17 protein-coding genes are annotated in these 22,595 nt (G+C 68.6%); 9 read left to right on the top strand and 8 right to left on the bottom strand.

The annotated features are described in order from the left end of the window. Positions 1-150: 150 nt before the first annotated feature. Positions 151-3,474: a vWA domain-containing protein gene (locus QHF84_RS29160; RefSeq protein WP_281316716.1), complete on the top strand. Its 3,324-nt coding sequence runs from the start codon at positions 151-153 to the stop codon at positions 3,472-3,474. After that, a complete protein-coding gene (locus tag QHF84_RS29155) occupies positions 3,471-4,622 on the top strand; it encodes a DVUA0089 family protein (protein WP_281316715.1) in 1,152 nt (383 codons plus the stop codon). The genes QHF84_RS29160 and QHF84_RS29155 overlap by 4 nt, the downstream gene beginning before the upstream one ends. Positions 4,623-4,640: 18 nt before the next feature. Here the strand turns inward: QHF84_RS29155 and QHF84_RS29150 are convergent, their stop codons facing one another. Next, entirely contained in the window at positions 4,641-6,215 is a 1,575-nt protein-coding gene (locus QHF84_RS29150; RefSeq protein WP_281316714.1) for a thioredoxin family protein, read from the bottom strand. Positions 6,216-6,317: 102 nt separating this feature from the next. On the opposite strand from QHF84_RS29150, the gene QHF84_RS29145 reads away from it, so the two are divergent. Further along, a complete protein-coding gene (locus QHF84_RS29145; RefSeq protein WP_281316713.1) occupies positions 6,318-7,388 on the top strand; it encodes an alpha/beta hydrolase in 1,071 nt (356 codons plus the stop codon). On the opposite strand, the gene QHF84_RS29140 is transcribed toward QHF84_RS29145, so the two are convergent. Continuing rightward, positions 7,368-8,150, bottom strand: a complete 783-nt coding sequence (locus QHF84_RS29140) for a YkgJ family cysteine cluster protein (RefSeq protein WP_281316712.1) — start codon at positions 8,148-8,150, stop codon at positions 7,368-7,370. The genes QHF84_RS29145 and QHF84_RS29140 overlap by 21 nt on opposite strands. Positions 8,151-8,258: 108 nt before the next feature. Between QHF84_RS29140 and QHF84_RS29135 the strand changes: the two genes are divergently transcribed. From QHF84_RS29135 to QHF84_RS29120, 4 genes are all read left to right on the top strand, one after another. Beyond that, positions 8,259-8,597 (top strand): hypothetical protein, encoded by a 339-nt coding sequence (locus QHF84_RS29135; RefSeq protein ID WP_281316711.1) that lies wholly within the window; start codon positions 8,259-8,261, stop codon positions 8,595-8,597. A gap of 62 nt (positions 8,598-8,659) precedes the next feature. After that, positions 8,660-9,607, top strand: coding sequence for a bestrophin family ion channel (locus QHF84_RS29130; RefSeq protein WP_281316710.1), 948 nt, complete (start codon positions 8,660-8,662; stop codon positions 9,605-9,607). A gap of 46 nt (positions 9,608-9,653) precedes the next feature. Further along, positions 9,654-11,030, top strand: a complete 1,377-nt coding sequence (locus tag QHF84_RS29125; RefSeq protein WP_281316709.1) for an aminotransferase class III-fold pyridoxal phosphate-dependent enzyme — start codon at positions 9,654-9,656, stop codon at positions 11,028-11,030. Next, positions 11,027-12,046, top strand: a complete 1,020-nt coding sequence (locus QHF84_RS29120; RefSeq protein ID WP_281316708.1) for a radical SAM protein — start codon at positions 11,027-11,029, stop codon at positions 12,044-12,046. Before QHF84_RS29125 ends, QHF84_RS29120 begins: the two co-directional genes overlap by 4 nt. Here the strand turns inward: QHF84_RS29120 and QHF84_RS29115 are convergent. Then, on the bottom strand, positions 12,027-13,157 hold the full coding sequence (locus QHF84_RS29115) for a sterol desaturase family protein (RefSeq protein WP_281316707.1): 1,131 nt from the start codon (positions 13,155-13,157) through the stop codon (positions 12,027-12,029). The two genes, QHF84_RS29120 and QHF84_RS29115, sit on opposite strands and share 20 nt — an antisense overlap. Before the next feature lie 250 nt (positions 13,158-13,407). Here QHF84_RS29115 and QHF84_RS29110 point away from each other — a divergent pair, with 250 nt between their 5' ends. Next, positions 13,408-14,613, top strand: a complete 1,206-nt coding sequence (locus QHF84_RS29110; protein ID WP_281316706.1) for a cytochrome P450 — start codon at positions 13,408-13,410, stop codon at positions 14,611-14,613. A gap of 110 nt (positions 14,614-14,723) precedes the next feature. Here the strand turns inward: QHF84_RS29110 and QHF84_RS29105 are convergent, their stop codons facing one another. Further along, positions 14,724-16,604, bottom strand: coding sequence for an ATP-binding protein (locus tag QHF84_RS29105; protein ID WP_281316705.1), 1,881 nt, complete (start codon positions 16,602-16,604; stop codon positions 14,724-14,726). A 161-nt stretch (positions 16,605-16,765) separates the two neighbouring features. Then, positions 16,766-17,740, bottom strand: a complete 975-nt coding sequence (locus QHF84_RS29100; protein WP_281316704.1) for a PAS domain-containing protein — start codon at positions 17,738-17,740, stop codon at positions 16,766-16,768. A gap of 113 nt (positions 17,741-17,853) precedes the next feature. On the opposite strand from QHF84_RS29100, the gene QHF84_RS29095 reads away from it, so the two are divergent. Continuing rightward, a complete protein-coding gene (locus tag QHF84_RS29095) occupies positions 17,854-18,753 on the top strand; it encodes a bile acid:sodium symporter family protein (RefSeq protein ID WP_281316703.1) in 900 nt (299 codons plus the stop codon). Positions 18,754-18,762: 9 nt separating this feature from the next. On the opposite strand, the gene QHF84_RS29090 is transcribed toward QHF84_RS29095, so the two are convergent. From QHF84_RS29090 to QHF84_RS29080, 3 genes are all read right to left on the bottom strand, one after another. Continuing rightward, positions 18,763-20,898 (bottom strand): ABC transporter permease subunit/CPBP intramembrane protease, encoded by a 2,136-nt coding sequence (locus QHF84_RS29090; RefSeq protein WP_281316702.1) that lies wholly within the window; start codon positions 20,896-20,898, stop codon positions 18,763-18,765. After that, entirely contained in the window at positions 20,895-21,686 is a 792-nt protein-coding gene (locus QHF84_RS29085; RefSeq protein WP_281316701.1) for an ABC transporter ATP-binding protein, read from the bottom strand. The genes QHF84_RS29090 and QHF84_RS29085 overlap by 4 nt, the downstream gene beginning before the upstream one ends. Before the next feature lie 100 nt (positions 21,687-21,786). Continuing rightward, the gene (locus QHF84_RS29080) at positions 21,787-22,437 is read right to left on the bottom strand and encodes a hypothetical protein (protein WP_281316700.1); all 651 of its coding nucleotides are present in this window, start codon (positions 22,435-22,437) and stop codon (positions 21,787-21,789) included. Positions 22,438-22,595: the final 158 nt, after the last annotated feature.

Genomic DNA, 22,595 nt, shown 5'->3' with positions numbered 1-22,595 from the left:
CGGGCCCGGTAAATCCAGTGACCAAAACGCCTTGATCCCAGACAGCCTTCATGCATCATGGAAGGTTGGCACTGGAGGCGCTCAGTCATGGCTTATGGTTCCGGACCGGCGAGAACCCCGTCATTCCGGGGGTTACTCCCCCTTTTCGTGGTGCCTTTTTTCATTCTGCTCCTGGCCTGCAGCCAGGGGGCTGACGATCTGCCGCCGCGGGGCTCGGACGCGTCGGTGGGCGGCGACAATGGCGCGGGGGGCACGGGGGGCGAAGGCGGAACCGGGGGCGACGGCGGCTCGGGCGGCGCGCCGGCGCTTTGCCAGGAGGGCCAGAAGAAGACGTGTACGGTCGAGCTCGGCGAGCACAACGGCGTGAAGTCGTGCTTCAAGGGCGTCCACGTCTGCAGCAATGGCAAGTGGGGTCCGTGTCAGGAGGACAAGGCTTCCTTCGCCCCGGGCGGCGCCTCCAGCGAAAAGCCCGCCCCTCCGGGCAGCAATGTCCTCGCGAATTGCGCGAACAACCCTTGTGATCCTTCTTGCCAGGTCTTCGACGAGGATCCGCCCGGGGGTCTGAAGCCGTTCGCGCAGACGCCCATTTTTTCGTGGCAGACGGGTGATCTCGGCAATTATCCGGCGGACCTCGTCGCGCAGGGCGTGGGCCAGCCTTGCGACGAGGGCGTGGACTGCCAGTTCAATCAATACTGCTCGGCGCCGGTGTTCGGCACGTGCAACCACAACAAATGCGCCGTCGGCGACCCGCTCGGGTATGGCTGCGACCCTTGCGTGGACGAGATCTGCGCCATCGACCCGACGTGCTGCGAGACGACGTACGGCGGGACGTGCGCGCACGATTACTGCGAGGTCGGCGCGAAGCTCACGGACGGCTGCGATCCGTGCGTCACCGCGATCTGCGGCGCCGATCCGAAGTGCTGTGGCCTGCCGTCGTGGGGCTCCTGCGGCCACGACTATTGCAAGACGGGCGGCTCGCTCACGACCAACTGTGATCCGTGCGCGACGGCCGTCTGCGCCGACGATCCGAAATGCTGCAACCTGGGCACGACCGGCACGTGCTCGCACGGGTATTGCTCGACGGGCAACCCGCTCGTCCCGGGGTGCCATTCGTGCGTGGCCGAGATTTGCGCCGCCGAGCCGAAGTGCTGCGATTTCACGCCCGGCACGGTCGCCTGCGCGCACGACTATTGCTCCACGGGCTCGAAGCTCGCGGCAGCCTGTGATCCGTGCGTCGCCGCGGTGTGCGCCGCGCAGCCGAGCTGCTGCAGCGGGAGCTGGACGTCGTCCTGCGTGAACCTCGTCGCCTCGGTCTGCCAGCAGAACGACAAGTGCCCTTCGCCGAAATGGACGTCGTCCTGCGTGGACAAGGTCACGACCGTCTGCGGCAACTCGTGCACCGCGGGCTGGACGCAGCGGTGCGTCGACAAGGTCCCCGCCTTGTGCGGCAAATCCTGCGATCCGGCGAGCTGGACCGCGGAGTGCGTGAACAAGGTCGGCAGCGTCTGCGGCAAATCGTGCGGGCCGTTCGCGTGGGACTCCGCCTGCGTGGGCATGGTCGACAGCGTCTGCGGCGCGAAGTGCTACCAGGATCCGCCTTGCTCGCACAACAAGTGCGACTCGGGCGAGAAGCTCAATCCGGCGTGCGACTCGTGCGTCGCCACGATCTGCCAGGAGCTGCCCGATTGTTGCAACGTCGCCTGGACGAACCTCTGCGTCGACCGCGTGAAGACGCTGTGCGGGCAGGGCTGCCCGGTCAAGGGCGACTGCGTGCCATGGCTCCCCGGACAAACCGATCCGGAGTGCGCCGGCTACGACCTTTCGATCGGCGTCCCCTGCAGCGGGTCGGTGCCGGTGTGCAATCACGGAAACGCCACGGTCCCGGCGGGCGTGAAGCTCATCCATTACGCGGCGGGCTCCGGCCAGTTCGGAAAATGCACCCCGAACCAGGCGCTCTCCGGCATCGGGAGCTGCACGACGCCGAGCGCCATCCCGCCCGGCAAATGCATCAACGTCCCGGCCGCGAGCTGCGGCCTCGGCTCGGCGAAGCGCGAGATCATGGTGAACCCGCCGAGCTACGGCGGCTACACGCAGCTCGCCGAATGCCAGTGCCTCGACAACTGGGCGTCGTTCGCGCCGAACGTCGCCTGCGGCGCGCCGAGCTGCTCGAATACGACGACCGCGACGGTCAAGCGCGTGAACATGTTCGTCGCGCTCGACCGCTCGGGCTCGATGACCACGGACATCGGCGGCGGCGAGACGCGCTGGTCGGCGACCGTGAAGGCGCTCAAGAAATTCTTCCAGGATCCCGGCTCAGCCGGCCTCGGCGTCGCGCTCCGGTTCTGGCCCGACAACGCGCCGGTCTCGGGCTGCAACGATTCGCTCTGCAGCGCCACGGCCTGCCGGTCGCCGCTCGTCGACGTCGGCATCCTGACGCTCCAATCGGCGCCGGCCGATGCTCAGGAAAAGAAGCTCGTCGACGCCCTGAACGCGAAATCGCCGAACGGCAACACGCCCATGTACCCCGCGCTCTCGGGCGCGACGCAATGGGCCATCAATTACAAGAACGCGAACCCGAACGAGGACGCCATCGTCGTCTTCGCGACCGACGGCGATCCCGTCGGCTGCAACGAGAACGAGGCGGACATCTCCGACATCGCGGGCAATGCGTTCTCGACGAAGGGCATCAAGACGTACGCGATCGGCATCCAGGGCGCGAACCAGGCGTTCATGAACCAGATCGCGACGAAGGGCGGCACGAAAAAGGGCTTTTTCGTTGCGCCCGGCGGCAACGTCGAGAACGAGCTGCTCTCGGCGCTGATCCAGATCAAGGGGGATACGCTCTCCTGCGATTTCGTGGTCCCGAGCGGCGGCGTTTACGATCCGAGCGCCGCGAAGGTCACCTTCACGCCGACCTCGGGCGCGCCGGTGGTCCTCGGCAACGTGGCCTCCGGGGCGGCGTGCGGGTCGGGCTGGTATTACGACGACCCGGCGAATCCGGCCCAGCTCAAGCTTTGCCCCTCGACCTGCCAGACGGTCTTGAACGACGCAGGCGCCAAGCTCTCCGTCGATCTCGGCTGCCCCGGCGGGTACGATCCCGCGACGTTCACGTACAAATACGAGGCGGTTTGTCCGCAGGGAACCACGGTGCAATGGGGCTTCCTCGCGTACGATACGCTCACGGCCGCCGATACGAACGTCGTCTGGAAGGCGCGCACGGCGACCACGCTGGCGGGCCTCGCCGGCGCGACGTACAAGCCCCTCGCGACCGCGAAGGCCTCGCCCGACACGCAGGTTTGCCCGATGGGCGGTCCGGCGCCGTGCCCGATCTCCCTCTACGACAAACTGGGCGCGGGTGACGCCCGGCAGAGCCACCTCGAGCTCTCGATCACCTTGAACCCCGCGACGAACAAGAGCGCGGCGGCCATCGTGAAGAGCTGGGACCTCAGCTACTCCTGCCCGGAATCCGAATGAAACGAACGATCCTCGTGCTTGGTCTCGTCGGGACGGCCCTCGCTGCCTGCAGCGAGGGCGCGGGCCTCCCGCCGCGCAGCAATACGGCATCGAGCAGCTCGTCCGGCGCGGGGCCGGGGGGCGCGGGTGGAGAAGGCGGTCAAGGCGGCGAAGGCGGCCTCGGCGGGCAGGGCGGCGCCGGTGGACAAGGCGGCGCCGGTGGCAAACCCGCGCCCGTCTGTGGCGATGACGCGCTCGATCCCGGCGAGGAGTGCGACGACGGAAACACCGACGCCGGCGACGGTTGCTCGTCGCAATGCACCGTGGAGCTCGGTGAAATCGAGCCGAACGACACGTCAGCCCAGGCGACCCCTTACAAGGACCCCTTTCCTGCGAAGATGAGCCCCGAGGGCGACGTCGATTTCGTCTCCTTCACGGTCGCCGCCGCGAATACGAGCGTGATCGCGCGTATCCTCGACGTCGGCGACGGTGGTTGCGCCACGGGCGCGATCGACACGATCCTCGAGGTCCGCGAGGCGGACGGGACGACGGTCCTCGCGAGCGACGACGACGCCGGGGAAGGAGCGTGCTCGCGCGCCGTCCTGCCGAGCCTCGCGCCCGGGTCCTATTTCGCGCGTGTCGTGGCCTCGCCCGCCGCGTCGAGCCCCACGTTCTTGTATCGATTGCGCATCGACCAGGTCGTCGATGTCTGCGGCGACGGGCAGAAGACGCCCGCCGAGGCTTGCGACGACGGCAATACGGCGGCGGGCGACGGGTGCAGCCCGACCTGCACGATCGAAATCACGGAGACCGAGCCCAACGACACCCCGGGGGCGGCCAACGCCTTTTCGGAGCCGTGGAACGGCGTGCTCACGCCGCTCGGGGACGTCGACGTGGTGTCCGTGGTCCTCGACGCGCCGGCGGCGAGCCTCACGGCGACCACGACCGATCAAGGCACGAATGCCTGCGCCGCGAAGACACTCGACACGATCGTCGACATCCTCGCGCCCGACGGGACGACCGTGCTCGCCACGGGCGACGACATCGTCGGCAACTGCGGATCGGCGCTCGCGATGAACCTCGCGGCGGGCACGTATTTCGTGCGCATGCGCGGCGGCTCCCTCGCCGCGAACCCGAGCCCGTACGGCCTTCAGATCGTCATTCAGTAGGTTCTTCCGACGAGGGCGTCAGCGCGGCAGGCAAACCCGGCAGCGCTCGGCGCCGTCCCCTGGGAGCGACGCGCACCGATCGCGGAGACGCGACACGAGCTTCGCGAATTCAGGGTCGTCCTTCAGCGCGGCGAGCGCGGATTTCACTTGCTCGGCGCGTGTCCGGTTTCGCCCCTGAAACCCGTCCGGGAGCGAGAACGCGAGCTCGTAAAACGCCTCGGCCTGGGCGAGGAGGTAGGCGCGCGGCGGCGGGCCTTCGAGCTCGGCGTGGAACAGGATGTCGTTCGTGATCCACTGGAGCCGCGTCGCGCGCCCGCCCGCGCCCTCGCAGGCTTTTTGCGAATAGGCCCGCGCCTCCTCGATACGCCCGAGCTCCTTTTCGAGCGCCGAGAGCATCGAGTACCAGTAATGCGGCGTGTCCGACCGCTCGGCCTCCGCCTTCAGCATGTTCCGGGCTTCGTCGTGCGCGCCCACGCGCCTGAGGAGGTACGACGCCGTCGAGATCACCGAATATCGCTCCCCGGACGTCTTCGCCTCGCGATCGGCGCGCAGGGCGGCGGCGAGGACGTCGGCCCGGAGCGACTCGGGCACGGCGCCACCGGGGTTTTCGTGCCGGAAGAAATCGATCGAGGGCCCCACGGCCGCGAGCCGGATGTCGACGGATGCGCCCTCGCGAGCCCGGAGCGAAGACGCCGCCGCGAGCCATTTCGCTTTCCACGAGAGGTAAGCCGCGTCCTTGGGGTCCGCGGCGAGCCAAGCCGCGAGGGCTTCGGCCCTGTGATTGACGAGCGCGCGCGCGGCCCACGTGGTCTCGGCGTTCGAGAAAATGAGATCGAGGTACGAAGGAGCGCTCGCCTCGACGGCGCGTATTGCCTCGGCGAGCGTCGGATCCCGTCGATACGACGAGGCGAGGCCGAGCAGCGTGCCCGCGAGCAGGGCGCGCTCGCGGTTCATGCTGGAAGGACAAACATCGATCGCCTTGCGCAACGTCGTGAGGATTCGCGTCCGGCTCCACGTCTCCTCGGGCAGGAGCTCCCACGCCGCGTGGGCGAGCGTGCTGCAATCCTCCGCGCTCGGCTTGCCCTCGTCGAGGCGCGCGGCCGCCGCCCGGAAGCTCTGCGCCTTGCCGCGCACCGCGCCGAGCGCGCGATCGAGCTCGTCGATGTCGACGCTGCCGTTCAAGCGCAAGAGCTCGTCGCGATCGGGTCCGAGGACCAGGATCGTCGGATAACTCGACACGGAGAGCGCCTCGCCCGCGCGTTGCGCGTCCTCCATGTCGCCGTCGAGGTGGACAGGCACGAAATCACGCATCATCTCGGCGAAACGCGGCTTCGAAAACACCTCCGACTTCAGATCGTTGCACGGCGGGCACCACGCCGCGCCCCAGTACAGAAACACGAGTTTGCCCTCGGCGCGTGCCCGGACGAACGCACGGTCGGGGGTGAGATCGGCCCACGGGCCCGGAAGGGAATGAGGCGGCGTCGTCACGGCCGCGGGACGCTCTTCCCGCGCGGGTTCGCGCTTGCTGCAACCTGCAACGAGCGCGAGCGCGATGAACAGAGCACCTCGAAGCGCAGCGCGGCCGTCTCGCATGACGTTCGTCCGATCCCGAACGGAGCCTATCGCGGGCCGGAGAGCGCGTCCACGCTCGGCCCCGGATGACAGCCGCCACGACCGCCGCTACCATCGCCCGCGATGCTCCTCTCTCCGCTGGCACGCGCCCGCGTCAAGGTCGCCCGTACCCTCGCGGACGCCATTCGCAGCTCGAAAGGAATTTCCTCGCGCCTCCTCGGCTTCCGCGCGCGGCCTGTCGAGGGCTGCACCGTCGATCCGGACGTCGCGCTGATGCTCGCGCTCGACGACGTCCTGAAATCGAGCGACCTCCGCGGCTTCGCGCCGCCCGTGGCCCGCGCGCGGATGGCCGAGTCCGTGTGCATGGTGGAGATCCCGCGCCTCGAAGGCGTCTCCGTTGCGGAAGAGCGCCTGCGCGGCGACGCCGGGCCGATCCCGGCCCGGAGGTACGTGCCCGAGGGCCTCGCCGCGCCTTCGCCGTGTGTGGTCTTCTATCACGGCGGCGGGTTCGTCACGGGCGACCTCGACACGCACGACACGTTTTGCCGGCAGCTCGCCGTCGAGGGCCGCGTGCGCGTCATCGCCGTCGACTACCGCCTCGCGCCCGAGCACCGCTTCCCCGCGGCCGTGGACGACGCCGTCGCCGCCTTCCGCGACGTCGCCGCGCGCGCGGCCGATTTCGGCATAGATCCGGCGCGCATGGCCGTCATGGGCGACAGCGCCGGCGGCAACCTCTCCGCGGTCGTCTCGCTGAAGACGCGCGGCGAGGCGTATCGACCCGCGCTGCAGGTGCTCGTCTATCCCGCGCTCGACGCGACCTGCGCGCACCGCTCGCACGCGGTCTACGCGAACGGCTGGATGCTCACGAAGCGGATGCTCGACTGGTATCACGAGCATTATTTCGGCCCCGATCCCGCGGTGCGCCGCCATCCCGACGCCTCGCCGCTGCTCGCGCCGAGCGTCGAGGGCGCGCCGCCTGCGCTCGTGTTCACGGCGGGCTTCGATCCCCTGCGGGACGAGGGCGCCGCGTACGTCGAGCGCCTCACGGCCGCGGGCATCCCCGCGCGCGCTGTCTGCCACGAATCGATGATCCACGGCTTCGTGCTCATGGGCGGCGCCGCGCCCGCTTGCCGCGAGGAGACCTCGCGCATCATCCGCGAAGCTTCTGCGGCGCTACGGAACGGTTTTTCCTGAGGAACCCGCTCGCACGTTCGTCTCGACCCATTCGGCGTCCTTCGCCGCCGAGAACACGGGCAGCCGCTTGTGCCAGCGCTCGCCCGCCGTGGGCCTTTCGAGCGTGATCCGGAGCGCCGCGATGAGCTCCAGCGGCGTCCCGTCCCGGCCCGCGTCGAAGCACGCTTTGCCGAGCCCCGCGAGCACGGCCTGCGCGAGCTCGTAGCCGATCGGCCATTGCGGCGGCGTCTGCTTTCCGGCCGGCGCCTCCCAGTAACGCTCGCAAGCGCCTGCGTCGTAGGACGTCCAGCTCCGACACACGAGCGGCCGCACCGCATGCACGCCGCAGCCGCCCTCCGCGTCGAGCAGCGGACAGGACACGCGCGCCTCGGCCCGCACGGCGCGCGAGAGCCCACGCGTCCGGGCGTCGGCCACCTGCACGCGGGCGAGCAAATCCGCGAGCTCCTCGGGCGAACGCGTGGCCCGGAGGTGCGCGGCGATGCGGAGGACCTCGGGCGCCACGACGAGCACCTTGGCCTGGCAACACGTCGAGCAGCCTCGACGACATGCGATCGGCGCGTCGGGCGGCTCGTGCGCGTGTGCGGCCGACGTGAGCGCCTCGGCGCGCTCGCTCGCGATCCGGGCGGCTTCCATCGCGCGATCCGGCCCCTCCGCGACGAGTGGCGCGAGCGCCTGGCTCTCGCCTTCCGCGATGCCGATGAAGATCTCGGGCGAATACCGGCTCGGGCGCGCGAGCGGCAAGGAGCGCCGTTCGTCCGTCATGGAGCAGGGGATATCAGCACCACGCGTGCTGCGCCAAGTCAGGCAGAATCTGCGGCGGGCGAGCGCGGCCCCTACTTCCCGTGTAGACTGGCCCGAGGTCCTGCTGCCATGACCCATTACCTCGACGCGATCATCTCGGCGCTCCGGGACGCCGGGCAGCACCTCGACGCCGCCAAGGTCTGGCTCGGCCGCGCGGAGAAAGCGGCCGGCTCGACCTGGCAGATGCCGCTCTTCGGGGCCGCGGAGCAGGCGCACGCCGCGGCGCGCGCGCGGCTCGACGCGGCGGAGGCATCTCTGCGCGAGCTCGGCCCCGCGGACAAGCTCCCGCCCGTTCTCGACGAGCTCCCGGGCCGCGTCTCGGCCTTGCGCGCCGCCCTCCACGCTTCCGAGAAGCGGCTCATCGACGACGCGCTCCTCGCCGCCGCCCGTCCGCTCGGGCACGCCTGATTGCCGTTGGTGCTCCAACGGCATCGTGCTAAGGCCCGCCGCCTCGTTCGGGATCGTGCCCCATGATGGTTGCGGAAAGACGCTACTCCTGGCTGCGCCTGCTCCTCAAGTACCGCGGGACGGCGCTGCAGCGGATCCGAGGCCGCATGGCGCTCACCACGCTGCTCGCCGTCGTGGTGACCGTGTCCGATCTGAACTACGGTTTTTTCCACCCGGACCTCACGACGATCCCGTTCACGCTGATCGGCCTCGCACTCAGCATCTTCCTCGGCTTCCGGAACAACACGAGCTACGACCGCTTCTGGGAGGGCCGCAAGCTCTGGGGCGGCCTCGTCAACACGACCCGCTCGATCACGCGGCAGATCCTCACGCTCGTGAACGAGCCGGCCGATCGCACCACGGAGAGCGAGGCTGTCGCGGCGTTCCGCCGGGAGATGGTCTACCGGATCATCGGCTACACCCACGCGCTCCGGCTGCACCTCCGGGATCAGGATCGGCTGGAAGAGCTCGAGCCGTTCCTCGCGGCGACCGAGATCGATGCATTGCGAGGCGAGCTCAATCGGCCCACCGCGATCCTCCAATCGGCCGCCTTCCGCCTGCGTGACGCCTGGCAACGCGGCTGGATCCACCCCTACCACCTGTCCGTGCTGGAGCAGAGCCTCACGGTCCTCACGGACCTCCAGGGCGGCTGCGAACGCATCAAGAGCACGCCGATCCCGCTCTCGTACACCTCGCTCATTCACCAGCTCGTGGCCATTTATTGCTTCGCGCTCCCGTTCGGGCTCGTGAAGACGGTCGGGGTGTTCGCGCCGGTGGTGGTGGGGATCGTGGCGTATGCGTTCTACGGCCTCGACGCGATCGGCGACGAGATCGAAAATCCCTTCGGCACGGACGCGAACGATCTGCCGCTCTCGGGCCTCTCGCGCATGATCGAGGTGAACCTCCGGCAGCGGCTCGGCGAGACGGATCTGCCGCCCCTGCTCAAGCCGAAGGCTGGCCTCCTGACCTGATCGGCGCTTGCTTCTCCGCGCGTCCGGGGGCGACAATCGTCCGCGGATGCCCTCCTCGCCCTCCTCCCACCCTGCCGTCGCGAAGTACGCGGAGCACATCAATCCCGCCTTCGTGAAACTCCTCGGCGCCTTCGGTTACGGCCGCGTCTTCGTCCGCGCGAGCGGAAGCGTGCTCTGGGACCACGAGGGGCGCGAATATCTCGATTTCCTCTCGGGCTTCGGCGCGGAGAGCCTCGGGCACAACCACCCGAAGCTCCGGGCGAAAATGGCCGCGTTCCTCGCCGACGACGTGCCGAACCTGGTGCACGTCGGCCCGCCGGTGCACGCGGCCGAGCTCGCGGCCGAGCTCGCGCGCCGCGCGGGGCCGCTCACCATGTGCCTCTTCTCGTGCACCGGCGCCGAGGCCGTGGAAGCCGCGCTCAAGCTCGCGCGCGCAGCGACCGGGAAGAAGACGCTCCTCTATTGCAAGAATGGGTATCACGGGCTGAACCTCGGCACGCTGTCGACGTCCGGCATCCCGCGCATGCGCGAGCTCTTCGAGCCGCTCTTGCCCGCGTGCCAGGAGGTCCCGTTCGGGGATCTCGACGCGCTCGACGACGCCCTCGGAAAAACCCGCGCCGCCGCGTTCCTCGTCGAGCCGATCCAGGCCGAGGGCGGCATGATCGTGCCGCCGAAAGGCTACCTTCGCGCCGCGCAGGAGCTCTGCAAGAAGCGCGGCGCGCTGCTCGTCCTCGACGAGGTGCAGACCGGCATGGGTCGGACGGGCTCGCTCTTCGCTTGCGAGGCCGAAGGGTTTTTCCCGGACGTCCTCGTGCTCGGCAAGGCCCTCGGCGGCGGAATGGTGCCGATCTCCGCGACGCTCACGACGCCCGATCTGTGCAAGCGCGCGTTCGGCACGGCGGAGCGCTTCGATCTGCACGGCTCGACGTACGCGGGCAATGCCTTCGCTTGCCGCACGGCCGGGGCGATCCTCGAAATCCTCGAAGAAGATGGGCTCGTCCACGCGAGCCGGGACAAAGGCGAGCGGATGATCTCTGCGCTCCGCGCGCGCATCGGCGAGCACCCGCTCGTGCGCGAGGTGCGGGGCCGCGGGCTCTTCGTGGGGATCGAACTCGGGCCGACCGAGAAGGGCGGGCTCTTGCACCGGGCCTTGCCGGGCCTCGTGGAGGCGGTCTCGCGCCGCATCTTCGGGCAATGGCTGGCCGTGCGGCTGCTCGAAGACGGCATCGTCGCGCAGCCCGCGAGCCAGCAGTGGAACGTGCTCAAGCTCGAACCGCCGCTCACGGTGACGGACGCCGAGATCGACCGCGTCGTGGATCGGATCGGCGCGCTGCTCGACGAATACCGCGAGGTCGGCCCGATCGTGCGCGACGCGACGACGCGGCTCGGCCAGCAGTTCGCCGGCGGATGGAGGTTCGGATGAGCTTCGCCACGTGGAAAAAAGAGGCCGCGTTCGCCACGACGCTCCTCCGCAAACGCCCGTTTTCCTGCCTGATCCAGGTCACGAATCGCTGCAACATGGAATGCAGCTTCTGCGATTTCTGGCCGAACCCCGCGCCGCCGAAGCAGGAGCTCTCGCTCGCCGAATACCGGCGTATCGCGGACGAGCTCGCCGAGCTCGGCACGTTCGTCCTCTCGATCGAGGGCGGCGAGCCGCTCGCGCGGCCCGACATCGTGGAGATCGTCCGGATCCTCTCGGAGAAACACATCACCGCGTTGTTCACGAACGGCTGGTTCGTGACGGAGGAGAAGGCGAAGGCGCTCTGGGACGCGGGGCTCGTGCACGGCAACGTGAGCATCGATTACCCCGAGGCGAGCCGGCACGACGGGAAACGCAGGCTCGCGGGGACCACGGATCGCGCCTGGAGGGCGGTCGATCTCCTTCGCGACACGGCGCCGCGCGGGGGCAAACAGGTGCACGTGATGACGGTGCTGATGGAGGACAACTGGCGTGATCTGGAGGCGCTGCTCCGGCAAAGCGAGGCGCGCGGGGTCGGCCATCAGCTCACGCTCCTCAGCATCGCGGGGTATCGCCGCGGCAAGGAGGGCCCCGACAAACTGCCGCCCGTGGGCGTGTCGGCGCACGTGCTCGCGCTCTGGGAGAAGTATCCGCATCTCCGCTACTTCCGCGATTATTTCGCGCGCATCGACGCCTTCCTCGCGCAGCGCGAGATGCCCACGTGCAGCGCGGGCAAGACGGGGTTCAACATCGATCACGTGGGCAACGTCTCGCCTTGCATCGAGCGGATCGACGAGAGCGTGGGCAACGTGCGGGAGGCGAGCCTCGGCGAGCTCCATCGGCGCTTGCAGGAGAAGCAGGCCGAGATCGCAGGGTGCCAGCAATGCTGGACGGCTTGCCGCGGGATCAACCAGGCCCTCGGCAATGGCGGCTCGGCGCGGAGCCTCTTCGATCTGAGCACTAGGATGCGGACGAGCTGAAGGCGATGGCGAGGCCGAGCGCGGCCGTCGCGGCGACCCGCACGCCCTCGCGCTTCGCCGCGCCGTCGCGTCCGTCGAGCAGGCCGCCGATCGTGGACAGGCCCCAGAGGACGACGAGCGCCCCGGCCGCGAGCTGCCAGAACGGATGCCGATCACGCAGCCAGAGCAGGTAGAGCGCGAATGCGAGCGTCGCGGCGAACGCGAGCGCCGCATAAACCTTCGTGCGCGTAGGAATGACCGCGTCGGGTCGCGCGGGCGCGTGGCGCGGGAAGGTGATGCCCTCGGGGGTCCAGCCGGGGTGACGGACGAAGGTCCGGACCTTGTCGCCGAACGTCTTCGCCTGCCGGACAACCGCAAGGAGGTCGCGGAAAAACACCCATTGCGCCCGCGCGCCGTCGTGCGTCTGGTAGCCGAACGTCGTGCCGAGGGCGGGCGGATCGGCCGGATCGACCTCCACGTGCGTGCCGAACATCCGGTCCCACACCGTGAACATCGCGCCGAAGTTCTTGTTCAAGTACCGCGGGTTTCTCGAATGATGGACGATGTGCGTCGCCGGCGTGACCAGAAACCAGAGGCCCGGCCTCTGGAAGACGCGCGAATGGACGGTGAGCGCGTAAAAGGAGATGATCGAGATCGCCACGAAGAAATGCAGCGGCGGGACGCCGAGCATGGGGATGGGCGCGTAGAAGATGAACGCGTACGTGTCCGAGAACCAGGGGTGGCGCGTGGCGACCGACACGTTGAAATGCTCGGACTGGTGGTGGACGCCGTGGACGGCCCAGAGCACGGCCACGGAATGGCCGGCGCGGTGGTACCAGTAATACCCGAGGTCGCCGAGCGCGAACGCGAGGACCCAGGGGACGATCGAGCCCTCGGGCCAGCGCACGAGGGCGAGCCTATCGTAGGCGAAATCGTAGAGGCCGAGGAGCAGCGGGCCGAGGAAGAGGCCGAGGACGATCTCACCGAGCCCCGCCGAGAAGCTCCCGAGCGTGTCGGCGAACCCGTAGACGCGTTTTCCCTTGCGGCGCGAGAGCGCGATCTCCAGGGCGATGATGGCGAGGTAGAAGGGTACCCCGAGCGCGTAGTACCCATTCGTCTCGAGGCGGCCCATGCGCCGAGACTACGGAACCGCGCCCGGGGCGTAAAGGGCGTGGTTCCGTGCATCGATCGTCGACGCGGCGAAGCCTGGGTCATACGATACGAGAAGAACGCATTACCATGGGAGCACCTTTTTCAAGCTGCCAGGCATAAGCAAGGTCGCTCGGAGAGTCTAGCGTCCCAGACGTCACACTTCTGGCAGCTTGCGGGCACACCACGCGCCCTTGCCGCGCGCATTCACGCGCCCCTACCATGGGTCCCCCATGCACCCCTTGTTCACGCTGGAGGGCCGCAAGGACCCCCACCCCATCTACAAGCGCCTCCGGGCCGAAGAGCCCATCTCGCAAATCCTCGAGCCCTATCGCAAGACGCCGTTCTGGCTCCTCACGCGATACGCCGATTGCTCGGACATGCTGCGAGATCCTCGCTTCGGCAAGGACTTCACCAAATGGTCTCCCGAGGAGCGGGAGCGTCTGCACGTATCGAGCGAGTTCGAGGCGCTCGGCAAGCACATGCTGAGCGCCGATCCGCCGGACCACACGCGGCTTCGCTCCCTCGTGGCCAAGGCCTTCACGCCGCAAATCATCGAGGGCCTGCGCGGCCGCATCTCCACGATTGCAGAGAACCTCGTCTCGGCCGCCCTCGCGCGTGATCCGAGCGGAATGGACCTCGTCTCGCAGTTCTCGTATCCCCTGCCCGTCACGGTCATCGCCGAGCTGCTCGGCGTGCCGGCCGCCGATCAGGACGATTTCCGGCGCTGGACGACGACGCTCTTCACGCCCGCGGACACCGAGGAGCAGCTCGCGCACCTCCGCGCCGTCGGATTCGAGTTCTTCCAGTACTTCATGGCGCTCATCGAGCGCCGCAGGGTCGAGCCGAGGGACGACCTCGTGAGCGGACTCGTGGCGGCCGAGGAAGGCGGCGATCGTTTGAGCACACACGAGCTCGTGGGCATGCTCTTCCTCCTGCTCGTCGCAGGCCACGAGACCACGGTCAATCTGATCACGAATGGAATGCTCGCGCTGATGGATCACCCCGAGGAGCGCGAGCGCCTCGTCGCCGATCCGTCGCTCCTCGAATCAGCCGTGGAGGAGATGCTGCGTTATTGCGGGCCGGTGGAGACGACGACGTATCGCTTCGCGCTGGAGGACGTGGAGATCGGCGGGGTGACGATCCGGAAAAACGAGCTCGTGCTGGCGTCGCTGCTCTCGGCCGATCACGACGAAGCACGCTTCCCGGACGCCGATCGCTTCGACGTGGGGCGAAAGCCGAACAAGCACATCGCGTTCGGTTACGGGATCCATTTCTGCCTCGGCGCGCCGCTCGCGCGGCTCGAAGCGGTCATCGCCGTGGAGACGCTGCTCCGGCGCCTGCCGAAAATGAAACTGGCCGTCCCGCGCGAGAGCCTCGAACCAAGCTCGATGCTGCTCCTCTTGCACGCGAAGAAGCGATTGCCCATCACGTTCTAGAGCGCCGAACAGCTCGGCGCTCTGCGAGGTCGCGACGCGAGCTCGCCTCGGGGGTGAATCGGCCGGGCTTTGCCCGGACGAGAGGGGGACGCGAGGCGTCTCCCTCGGGGCTAGACCTGGTCGCTGCCGGGCGGCAGCGGGAGCTTCACGCAGAAGGTCGTGCCCTTTCCTTCCGCGCTCGAGACGGAGATCGTGCCCTTGTGCGCTTCGACGATCGCGCGGCAAACGAAGAGCCCCGCGCCAAGCCCGGCGTGCGCGTCCTGCCTCCGCCGGAATGGCATGAAGATCCTCTCCTGCTCCTCCGGCGCGATGCCGACGCCGCGATCCCGCACCGAGACGACCGCGAAGCCCGGCTCCCGGCCGATCGATATCGTGATCGGCTGTTTGCCGCCGAATCGCGCCGCATTCGACAGGAGGTTCACGAAGACCTGCTCGAGGTGCGTCCGATCCCAGTGGCCGTACACGGGGCCCTCGCTCTGGATTTCCGCGGTGCACCCCTCGGCAGCGAGCTCCGCCTGCATCTTCCGCACGACGTTCCGTACGAGCTCGTCGATCTCCACGCGCTCGAGGTTCAGCACCGCGTTGCCCGCGGCGACGCTCGACAGGACGAACATGTTGTTGATGACCTGCGTCATCCGGCGAAGCTCGCGCGTGGAGACCTTCAAGAATCGGCCGACGTCCGCCGGGCTCATCACGGGCGTCGCGTCCTCGGGGCGGGCTCGAAGCATGTATTCGTAAAGGAGTCGCAGGCTCGTGAGCGGCGTGCGGAGCTCGTGCGACGCGAACCGCAAGAACTCTTCGCGCGCGTGAACCGCGCTCTCGAGCTCGCCCTCCACGCGCTGGAGACGGCCGATGCGCTCCTCGAGCTCGGTCCGGAGCTCCCGCTCCCGAGCCAAGCTGCAGGCGAGGGCCTGCGCGCGCCGCTGCAAAATGAGGGTCAGCGCGAGCGTAATGCCGAGTCCGACGAGGAACGTGCACAGGACGACCTTGCGCGTCGCGGTGAGGGCGCCGTAAGCCTCGGCCTTGTCGAGCTCGGTCGCGATCCCGAGCTCGAGCTCCGGATCCCATACCCAGGCCCCGATCACCTCCACGCCCCGATAATCGCGATAGCCGTCGACGTCGAGCCCAGATTTCCCGGTGATGGCGCTCATGGCCATTTTCGTCAAGGGCTGCTCCGAGCGGGGTACATCGGAGCGGAAGCCGCGGAGCATGTTGCCGCCCGGATCACGCAGCTCGATCACGTGGCTCGAGTGCTGGCCGGCCGCGAGCAATCCGATGTCGCGGAGGAGCGGCTCGAACCGGCTCTCGGTCGCGAGGCGCGCATGACGGTCGAATGCATACGTCTCACCCGTCTCGCCGACCCGGCCCGACTGCGTGATGCGCGAGAATTCTCCGGCGGGATCGATACGGAAGACGAGCGCCGCCACGATCGCCCCGTCCTCGTCACGCACGGGCGTCGCGACCAGCATCGTCGGGACGTCGACCTCGAGGTTTTGGTCGCGCATGAGGAAGGGCGCTCCGGTGACGGTCGAGCCACGAAGCGCGGCGGTGATGGTTTCCGGATCCAGGCGGCTCAGCATGTTCGTCGCGACGGCATCGCCGTGATCGGAAGCGATATCAATGCCATCCGGGGCGATGATGTCGAAGCCCATGTACTGCTTCTGCTGGACGGCATCCCGCAGCAAGCGCCGCAGCTCGCCGAGGTACGGGCCCTCGTGGAGCGCCCCGCCGCTGCTCCGGCGCTCCGACTGCGCGAGGACCGCGCGCCGCACGCCGGCCTCGCCCGCCCATGTTTTCGCTGTGGCCTCCACGTGCCGCTCCCAGGTCACCAGGCCCTCGCGGGTCGCTGCGAGCACCGTCTGTACGGTCGTCGCGGCCTGGCGGCGGTGAATCGCGTCGACCTGGGACAAACCAAACCACGTGCTCAGACCGATCGGCACGAGCATGATCAGGAAGAGCAGCCAGTCCGCACGTTGGGTCTCGATTTTCACTTGATTGCCGCGACGCGACGGGAGGCAACCAAGAAGGGTGCCATTGCCGACCTGTGTGGTTCCTGCCCGCCGAGGGGGCTCGACGAGGGAGCGCGGGAGGAAACGGGCCGCCGGCCGCCGCAAGGTCGGGTCGGGCGAGCCGCTGCGAGCGGACCTGTGTGCTAACGGCGGAGCGCGAACGCAATGCCGCTCTGCAGATTGCCCCGCATGACGATTCCCTCGAGATCGGTGCCGATCTCGATGAGCGTCCGCGCGACCTCGGGCCGCACGCCCGTGACGACCACGCGCGCGCCGAGGAGCCGCGCCGCGCGGGCCACCGAGACGAAAGCGCTCGCGACGTTCGCGTCCACGGTGCGCACGCCCGTGACGTCGAGGATCACGGTGTGCGCGCCGTGATGGCCGATTCCGTCGAGGAGCGTGGTCATGATCCGCTCGACGCGCGCCTGATCGACGCTGCCGATGATCGGCATGGCCACGACGCCGTCGGCGATCGGGACGAGGGGCGTGGAGAGCTCGCGGAGCGCTTCTTCCTGCGCGGAGATCACCTGCTCGCGCAGGAGCAAGCGCTCCTCCTCCTTGCGCTTTTGCTCGGTGATGTCCGTGGCGATGCCGCAGACGCCCATGAGCGCGCCGTAGCTGTTCAGGATGGGGAACTTGAGCGTCAAGAAATGCCGGAGTTCGCCCGCGAATACGATCGTCTCCTCGAATTGAATGGGCTCACCCCGGCGAACGGCCTCCTCGTCCTTCTCGCGCATGGCCCGCGTGGCCTCCGGCGGGAAGAAATCGGCGTCGCTCCGGCCGAGCAGATCCTTTCGTGACAGGCTGAAGCGACGCTCGGCTTCACGATTCACGAGGAGGTACCGGCCCTCCGGGTCCTTCACGAAGACGATGCTCGGCGAATGGTCGATCACCGCGTGGAGGAGGCGCCTCCGCTCGCTGTCGGCGCGCTCGGCCACGGCGGCGCGCATCGTCGTCATCCGGGTCGGCGGCGCCTCGACGCGCACGTCCATGAGCGCTCCCTCCAGCGCGACGACCTGCGCGCGCAGCGAGGCGTTTTCGCGCCGCAGCGCCGCGATCTCCGCCTCGAGCGCCACGACGTCGACGCCCGCGCCTCCCGCCGTTCGTTGGTCTCCCATGGTTCCCCCTACGTGTATTCCTACAACCGGGGCCGAAACGCAAGGCGCCGGCGTCTTCGCAGCACTCCTTCGTTGAGTCGATGGTGGTTTTCGTGACACCCTCTCGTATCACCATGCAATCGAATGTCTTCACGGCCGTGTTCATGCCGCTCGCGCTCGGCATCATCATGCTGGGCCTCGGGCTCGGGCTCACGCTCGAGGATTTTCGCCGCGTCGTGGTGTATCCGCGGGCCGTGTTCGTGGGGCTCTTCTGCCAGACGGTGCTGCTCCCGCTCGCCTGCTACGGCATCGCGAAGGGCTTCGGCCTGCCGCCCGAGCTCGCCGTGGGGCTCATGCTGCTCGCCGCCTCGCCGGGCGGCGCGACGGCGAACCTCTTCAGCCACCTCGCGAAAGGCGACGTCGCGCTGAACGTCACGCTGACCGCGACGAACTCCCTCCTCAGCCTGTTCACGCTGCCGTTCATCGTGAACATGTCGCTCGTGGCGTTGCTCGGGACCGAAAAGAGCATTCCCTTGCAATTCGACAAGGTGATCCAGGTCTTCGCCGTGGTGCTCGTGCCCGTGGGGATCGGGATGCTGATCCGCGCGAAACGCCCGGCCGCCTCGGAGCGGCTGCAGAAGCCGGTGAAGATCACCTCGGCCGTGTTCCTCGTGCTCATCATCGCCGCGGCCGTGCTCAAGGAGCGGGCGAACCTTTTGACGTCGTTCCGGCAGGTGGGCCTGGCCGCGCTCGTGTTCAACCTGGTCAGCATGGGGATCGGGTATCTCGTCCCCCTGCTCGTGCGGCTGCCGAAGCGGCAGGCGACCGCGATCGGGATGGAGATCGGCATTCACAACGGGACGCTGGCGATCGCCATCGCCTCGGCGCCCACGCTGCTCAACAACTCGACGATGGCCATTCCGCCGGCCATCTACAGCCTGATCATGTTCTTCACGGCCGCCGCCTTCGGGAGTTTCGTGGCGCGCGGAAACGCGGAAGACGCGGCGCCCGCCGAGCAGCCGAAGACGGCGTGAGCCCGCGATTCAGGCGCGCGTCTTGGCCTCGCGCGGCTCGCGCATGAGATAGATGCCGAGCGCGAGCACCAGCGCCGCGGCGGCCCCGAGCCCGACGGGCACCTGATCGGTTTGCAAGAGCTTCTCCAGCCACGCCGGCCGCACGGCGAGGATCGTGATGGCGAGGGCATTGTTGATCCCGTGCACGACGATGCCGGGCAGGAGCGATCGCGTCTCGTGCCGGGCGTAACCGAGCAACAGACCGAGCGAAAACGTGGGGAGCAATCGGTAAATCGAGCCGTGCGCGAGGCCGAAGAGCAAGGACGACGCGATGAGCGCGACGGCGAATCCGGCGCGCGAGAGGCCCGAGAAAAGGAGCCCGCGGAAGAGCGTCTCCTCGCAGAGCGCAGGCAGGACGGCAATGACGATCAGCAGCACCCAGAGGGGCTGGCCGTCGAGCAGGAGCGCGTCGCCAAGTTTGTCCGCGAACTCGCGGGGGACGGGCACGAGGCGGGTCGCGAGCGCGCTGACGGCGGCGCCCCCGGAGAGGCCCGCAAGGACGGCGCCGACGAGGGCGCGCGGGCGCGGCATACGCAGGCCGAGGGTCTCGCGCATCGAGGCGCCCGACGCGGCAATGGCGGCGAGGGCGGGCAGGAAAAACAGGCCGAGCTGGGTGCCGGCGAGCTGCGCGGTCTTGTTCGTGGTCTTTTCGAGGAGGACGCTCGCGTAAAACATCACGACGAAGATGACGGCGAAAGCACCGAGGGAAAACCCGAGGCTCGGGATCCCGCCTTTTTGCCGCTCGAACGTGAAGACGGCGCGAAAGGAGCCGCGGCCGCCGAGCAGGACGTCCTCGCGCTCGAAGACACGCGCGGCAAAGACGAGCGTGAGCGCGGCGAACAAGGTGGACGAGCCGAGCGTGAAGAGGACGAGATCGGGCGCGACGTCGCCGAGGTAAATCGCCTTGATGAGGAGCGCGACATTGAGGAGCGGCACGAGGGACGTGGCGACGGAGAGCTCCATCCCGGGCAAGGACGTGAGCATCGAGAGGAGCATGACGGGCAGATAAACGGGCGTGAGCAGGTTCTGCGCGTCCTTGAAATCGCGGGCGAAGGCCGCGATGGCCAGAAAAAGCGCCGAGAAGGTGAGCGTGACCGGGACGAGGAGCGCGAAGGTGAGCGCGTGGGCCGAAAAGGGCACGTCCATTTCGCCGGGGAGGATGCGGCGGAGCGTGAGGCCGAGGCTCGCGACGTTGACGAGGGCCGTGACGAGGGAGACGACGAAGACAGCGAGGAATTTTCCGGTGATGATTTCGATCGGCAAGAGCGGCGCGCAGAGGAGCGTCTGCATGGTGCCGCGCTCCTTTTCGCCGGCGGTCATGTCGGCCGCGCGGAGAAAGCCGCCGAGCAGCGACATGAGGATCAGCATCATCGGCATGAGCGTGCCGAGGACCTTGCCGACCCGCCGCTCGTCCGGCGCGACGTTGCGCGAGACGACCTCGAGGCCCGACGTGAACCCCTTGGGCAAACCTTTTTCGCCCTCGCGCGAGACGAGCAGGCCGTCGCGAGCGCGCGCGAGCGCGTAATCGAGGCGGTCGGCCGCGAAATCGGAGTTGCCCCAGACCGAGTCGTAATAGATGGTGACGCGGGCGGCCTTGCCGGCGCGGACGTCCTCGGAAAAACCCCGCCAGGGGACGAGCACGGCGTGCGCCTCGCGGGCGCCGACGAGCGCGCGGGCGGCGAGGGCGACCGCAACGTCGGGGCGGTCAGCGTCGCCTTTTTTCGTGTCCGCGTTCGCCTCGGCGCCGGGGCCTTTGCGGGGCGGCCCGGGCGGGCGCGGGGGCGCGGGCGTGGGCGGCGGAATGGCGCCGGCTTCGAGGTCCCGGCGGAGCGCCTCGGGGGCGCCGTGCCAGGGCAGGATTTCGAGTTTGTTCTCGTCGGTCGCGAGCGCCGCGGAGACGTCGGGGGAGAGCTCGCCCCAGACGGCGATCTTCGAGGGTCGCGCTTCGAGCGCATCCATTTCCGCACCCGCCATCCGGCTCATGAGGAGCGCGAAGAGCGGATAGAGCAGCATCGGCAGGAGGACGAGGCTCACGAACGTGCGGCGATCCCGGAGCGTCTCGACGAGCTCCTTGCGCAGAATGACGAGGACGATGGAGAGCCTCACGCCGCACCTCCGGAAGCAGCGCCGTCCGCGCGGGGGGCGCCACGCTCGACGTGGTAGAGGAATGCATCCGTGAGGTTGTTCGCGCCGCCGGCGCGCGCGCAGAGGGCCGGGACCTCGCCCTCGTCGACGATGCGGCCTTCGTGAATGAGGGCGATCCGATCGCAGAGGTATTCGGCTTCGCTCATGATGTGCGTGGAGAAAAGAATGGCGCGGCCCTTCGCGCGCTCTTTGCGGATGGATTCGACGATGAATCGGCCGGAGAGGACGTCGAGGGCATTCGTGGGCTCGTCGAGGATGAGGACGGAGGGCTCATGGAGGAAGGCGCGCGCGATGTTCGCGCGCTGCTTTTGTCCGGCGGAGAGGGTGGCCGAGGGGCGATCGGCGAACGAGGCCATTTCGAGGTCCCGCACGAGGTCGTCGATGCGCGCGGCGAGGCGCGCCTCGGAGAGGCCGTGGAGGCGGCCGAAATATTGCAGCGTCTCGCGCGGAGAGAGGCGCTGGTAGAGCTGCGTGTCGCCGGAGAGGAACCCGATCAGGGCTTTGGCTTCGAGGGGGCGCTCGGCCATGTCGATGCCGCCGATGCGGACGCGCCCCTCGGTGGGCCGGAGGATGCCGGCGAGCATGCGCAGCGCGGTCGTCTTGCCCGCGCCGTTCGGACCGAGGAGGCCTACGACCTCGCCGGGACGAACCACGAGATCGAGGCCGGCGACGGCGATCGTGGCGCCGTAATGCTTGACGAGGCCCTCGGCGGCGAGGGCGGCGTCCGTGGCGGAGGGTTCCGGGGACATCGGGAGGACTCTGGCAGCGACCGCGCGGCAGTTCAACGGGGTCGAGGCGCGCGGGCTCGAGAGCGCGGAGGCGGGGACGGGGGCAAGCGCGCCCCGGGGTTCACCAACCGGCCTGCGCGCAGGCGGACGGGCAGATGAAGTGGGCGCCGCCGGAGTTGTTGGCGACCGAGGAGAGCGCTTCGCAGCAGACCGTGCAGGCCGCGAGGCAGTTGTCGGGGAACTCGGCGCAGTCCTGCATCTCGGCCGTGCAGACTTCGAGGGCCTGGTTCTTGTTGCAATCCGCCGACGTGTAGGCGTTGATGATGGTGATCGCCTGCTCGCACTGGCTTATCGGGATCGCCCCGCACAACTTGCCGAGGAAATCGAGGATCCCCGGCGGGATGTCGCAATATTTCGGAGGCGTGTTCCCCCCACCTCCCGTGGGCGGCGGAGGAGGCGGCGGCGCATCGGGCCAGCACCACGGTTGACCATTGTTCGTGCCGCACGCGTATCCGGGCGGGCAATATCCGCCGCTGTAGCACGCCTCGTCACACGCGGCCTGGAACGTGCCTGTGGGCCACGTGTACACACAGAGGAGTTTCTCGGCCACCAGGCCGAGCGGCTGCAGGCCGTCGTGCGGCACCGGCGTCCCGACGGCGCCGTCGGAATCGGACATTTCTTCCGAAGGCTCGACCACGCAAGCCTGCACGCCGAGGCCCAAGAAAAGCATGACGGCGCAGGCCGCAGGCTGCGCGAAAAAGCTCTTGCTCATGACGTTCTCCCCGCCGCAGACGCGGCGCGATTCGATGAGGAACCCACGACCAGTCACGAGAAGAGCGCGAGACATCCTCGGGCTCTCATCTCCGAATTCGTGGCCGGCCGATTCCGACCATTCCAACACGAAATCGCAGCCGCGTCAACGGGCTGGCG

Origin of the sequence: Polyangium sp. y55x31 (assembly GCF_029946505.1) — a bacterium.
In the GTDB taxonomy this organism is placed as follows: Bacteria; Myxococcota_A; Polyangia; order Polyangiales; family Polyangiaceae; genus Polyangium.
The sequence above is the reverse complement of the archived record's forward strand: the minus strand, read 5'-3'. Positions and strand labels throughout refer to the sequence as shown.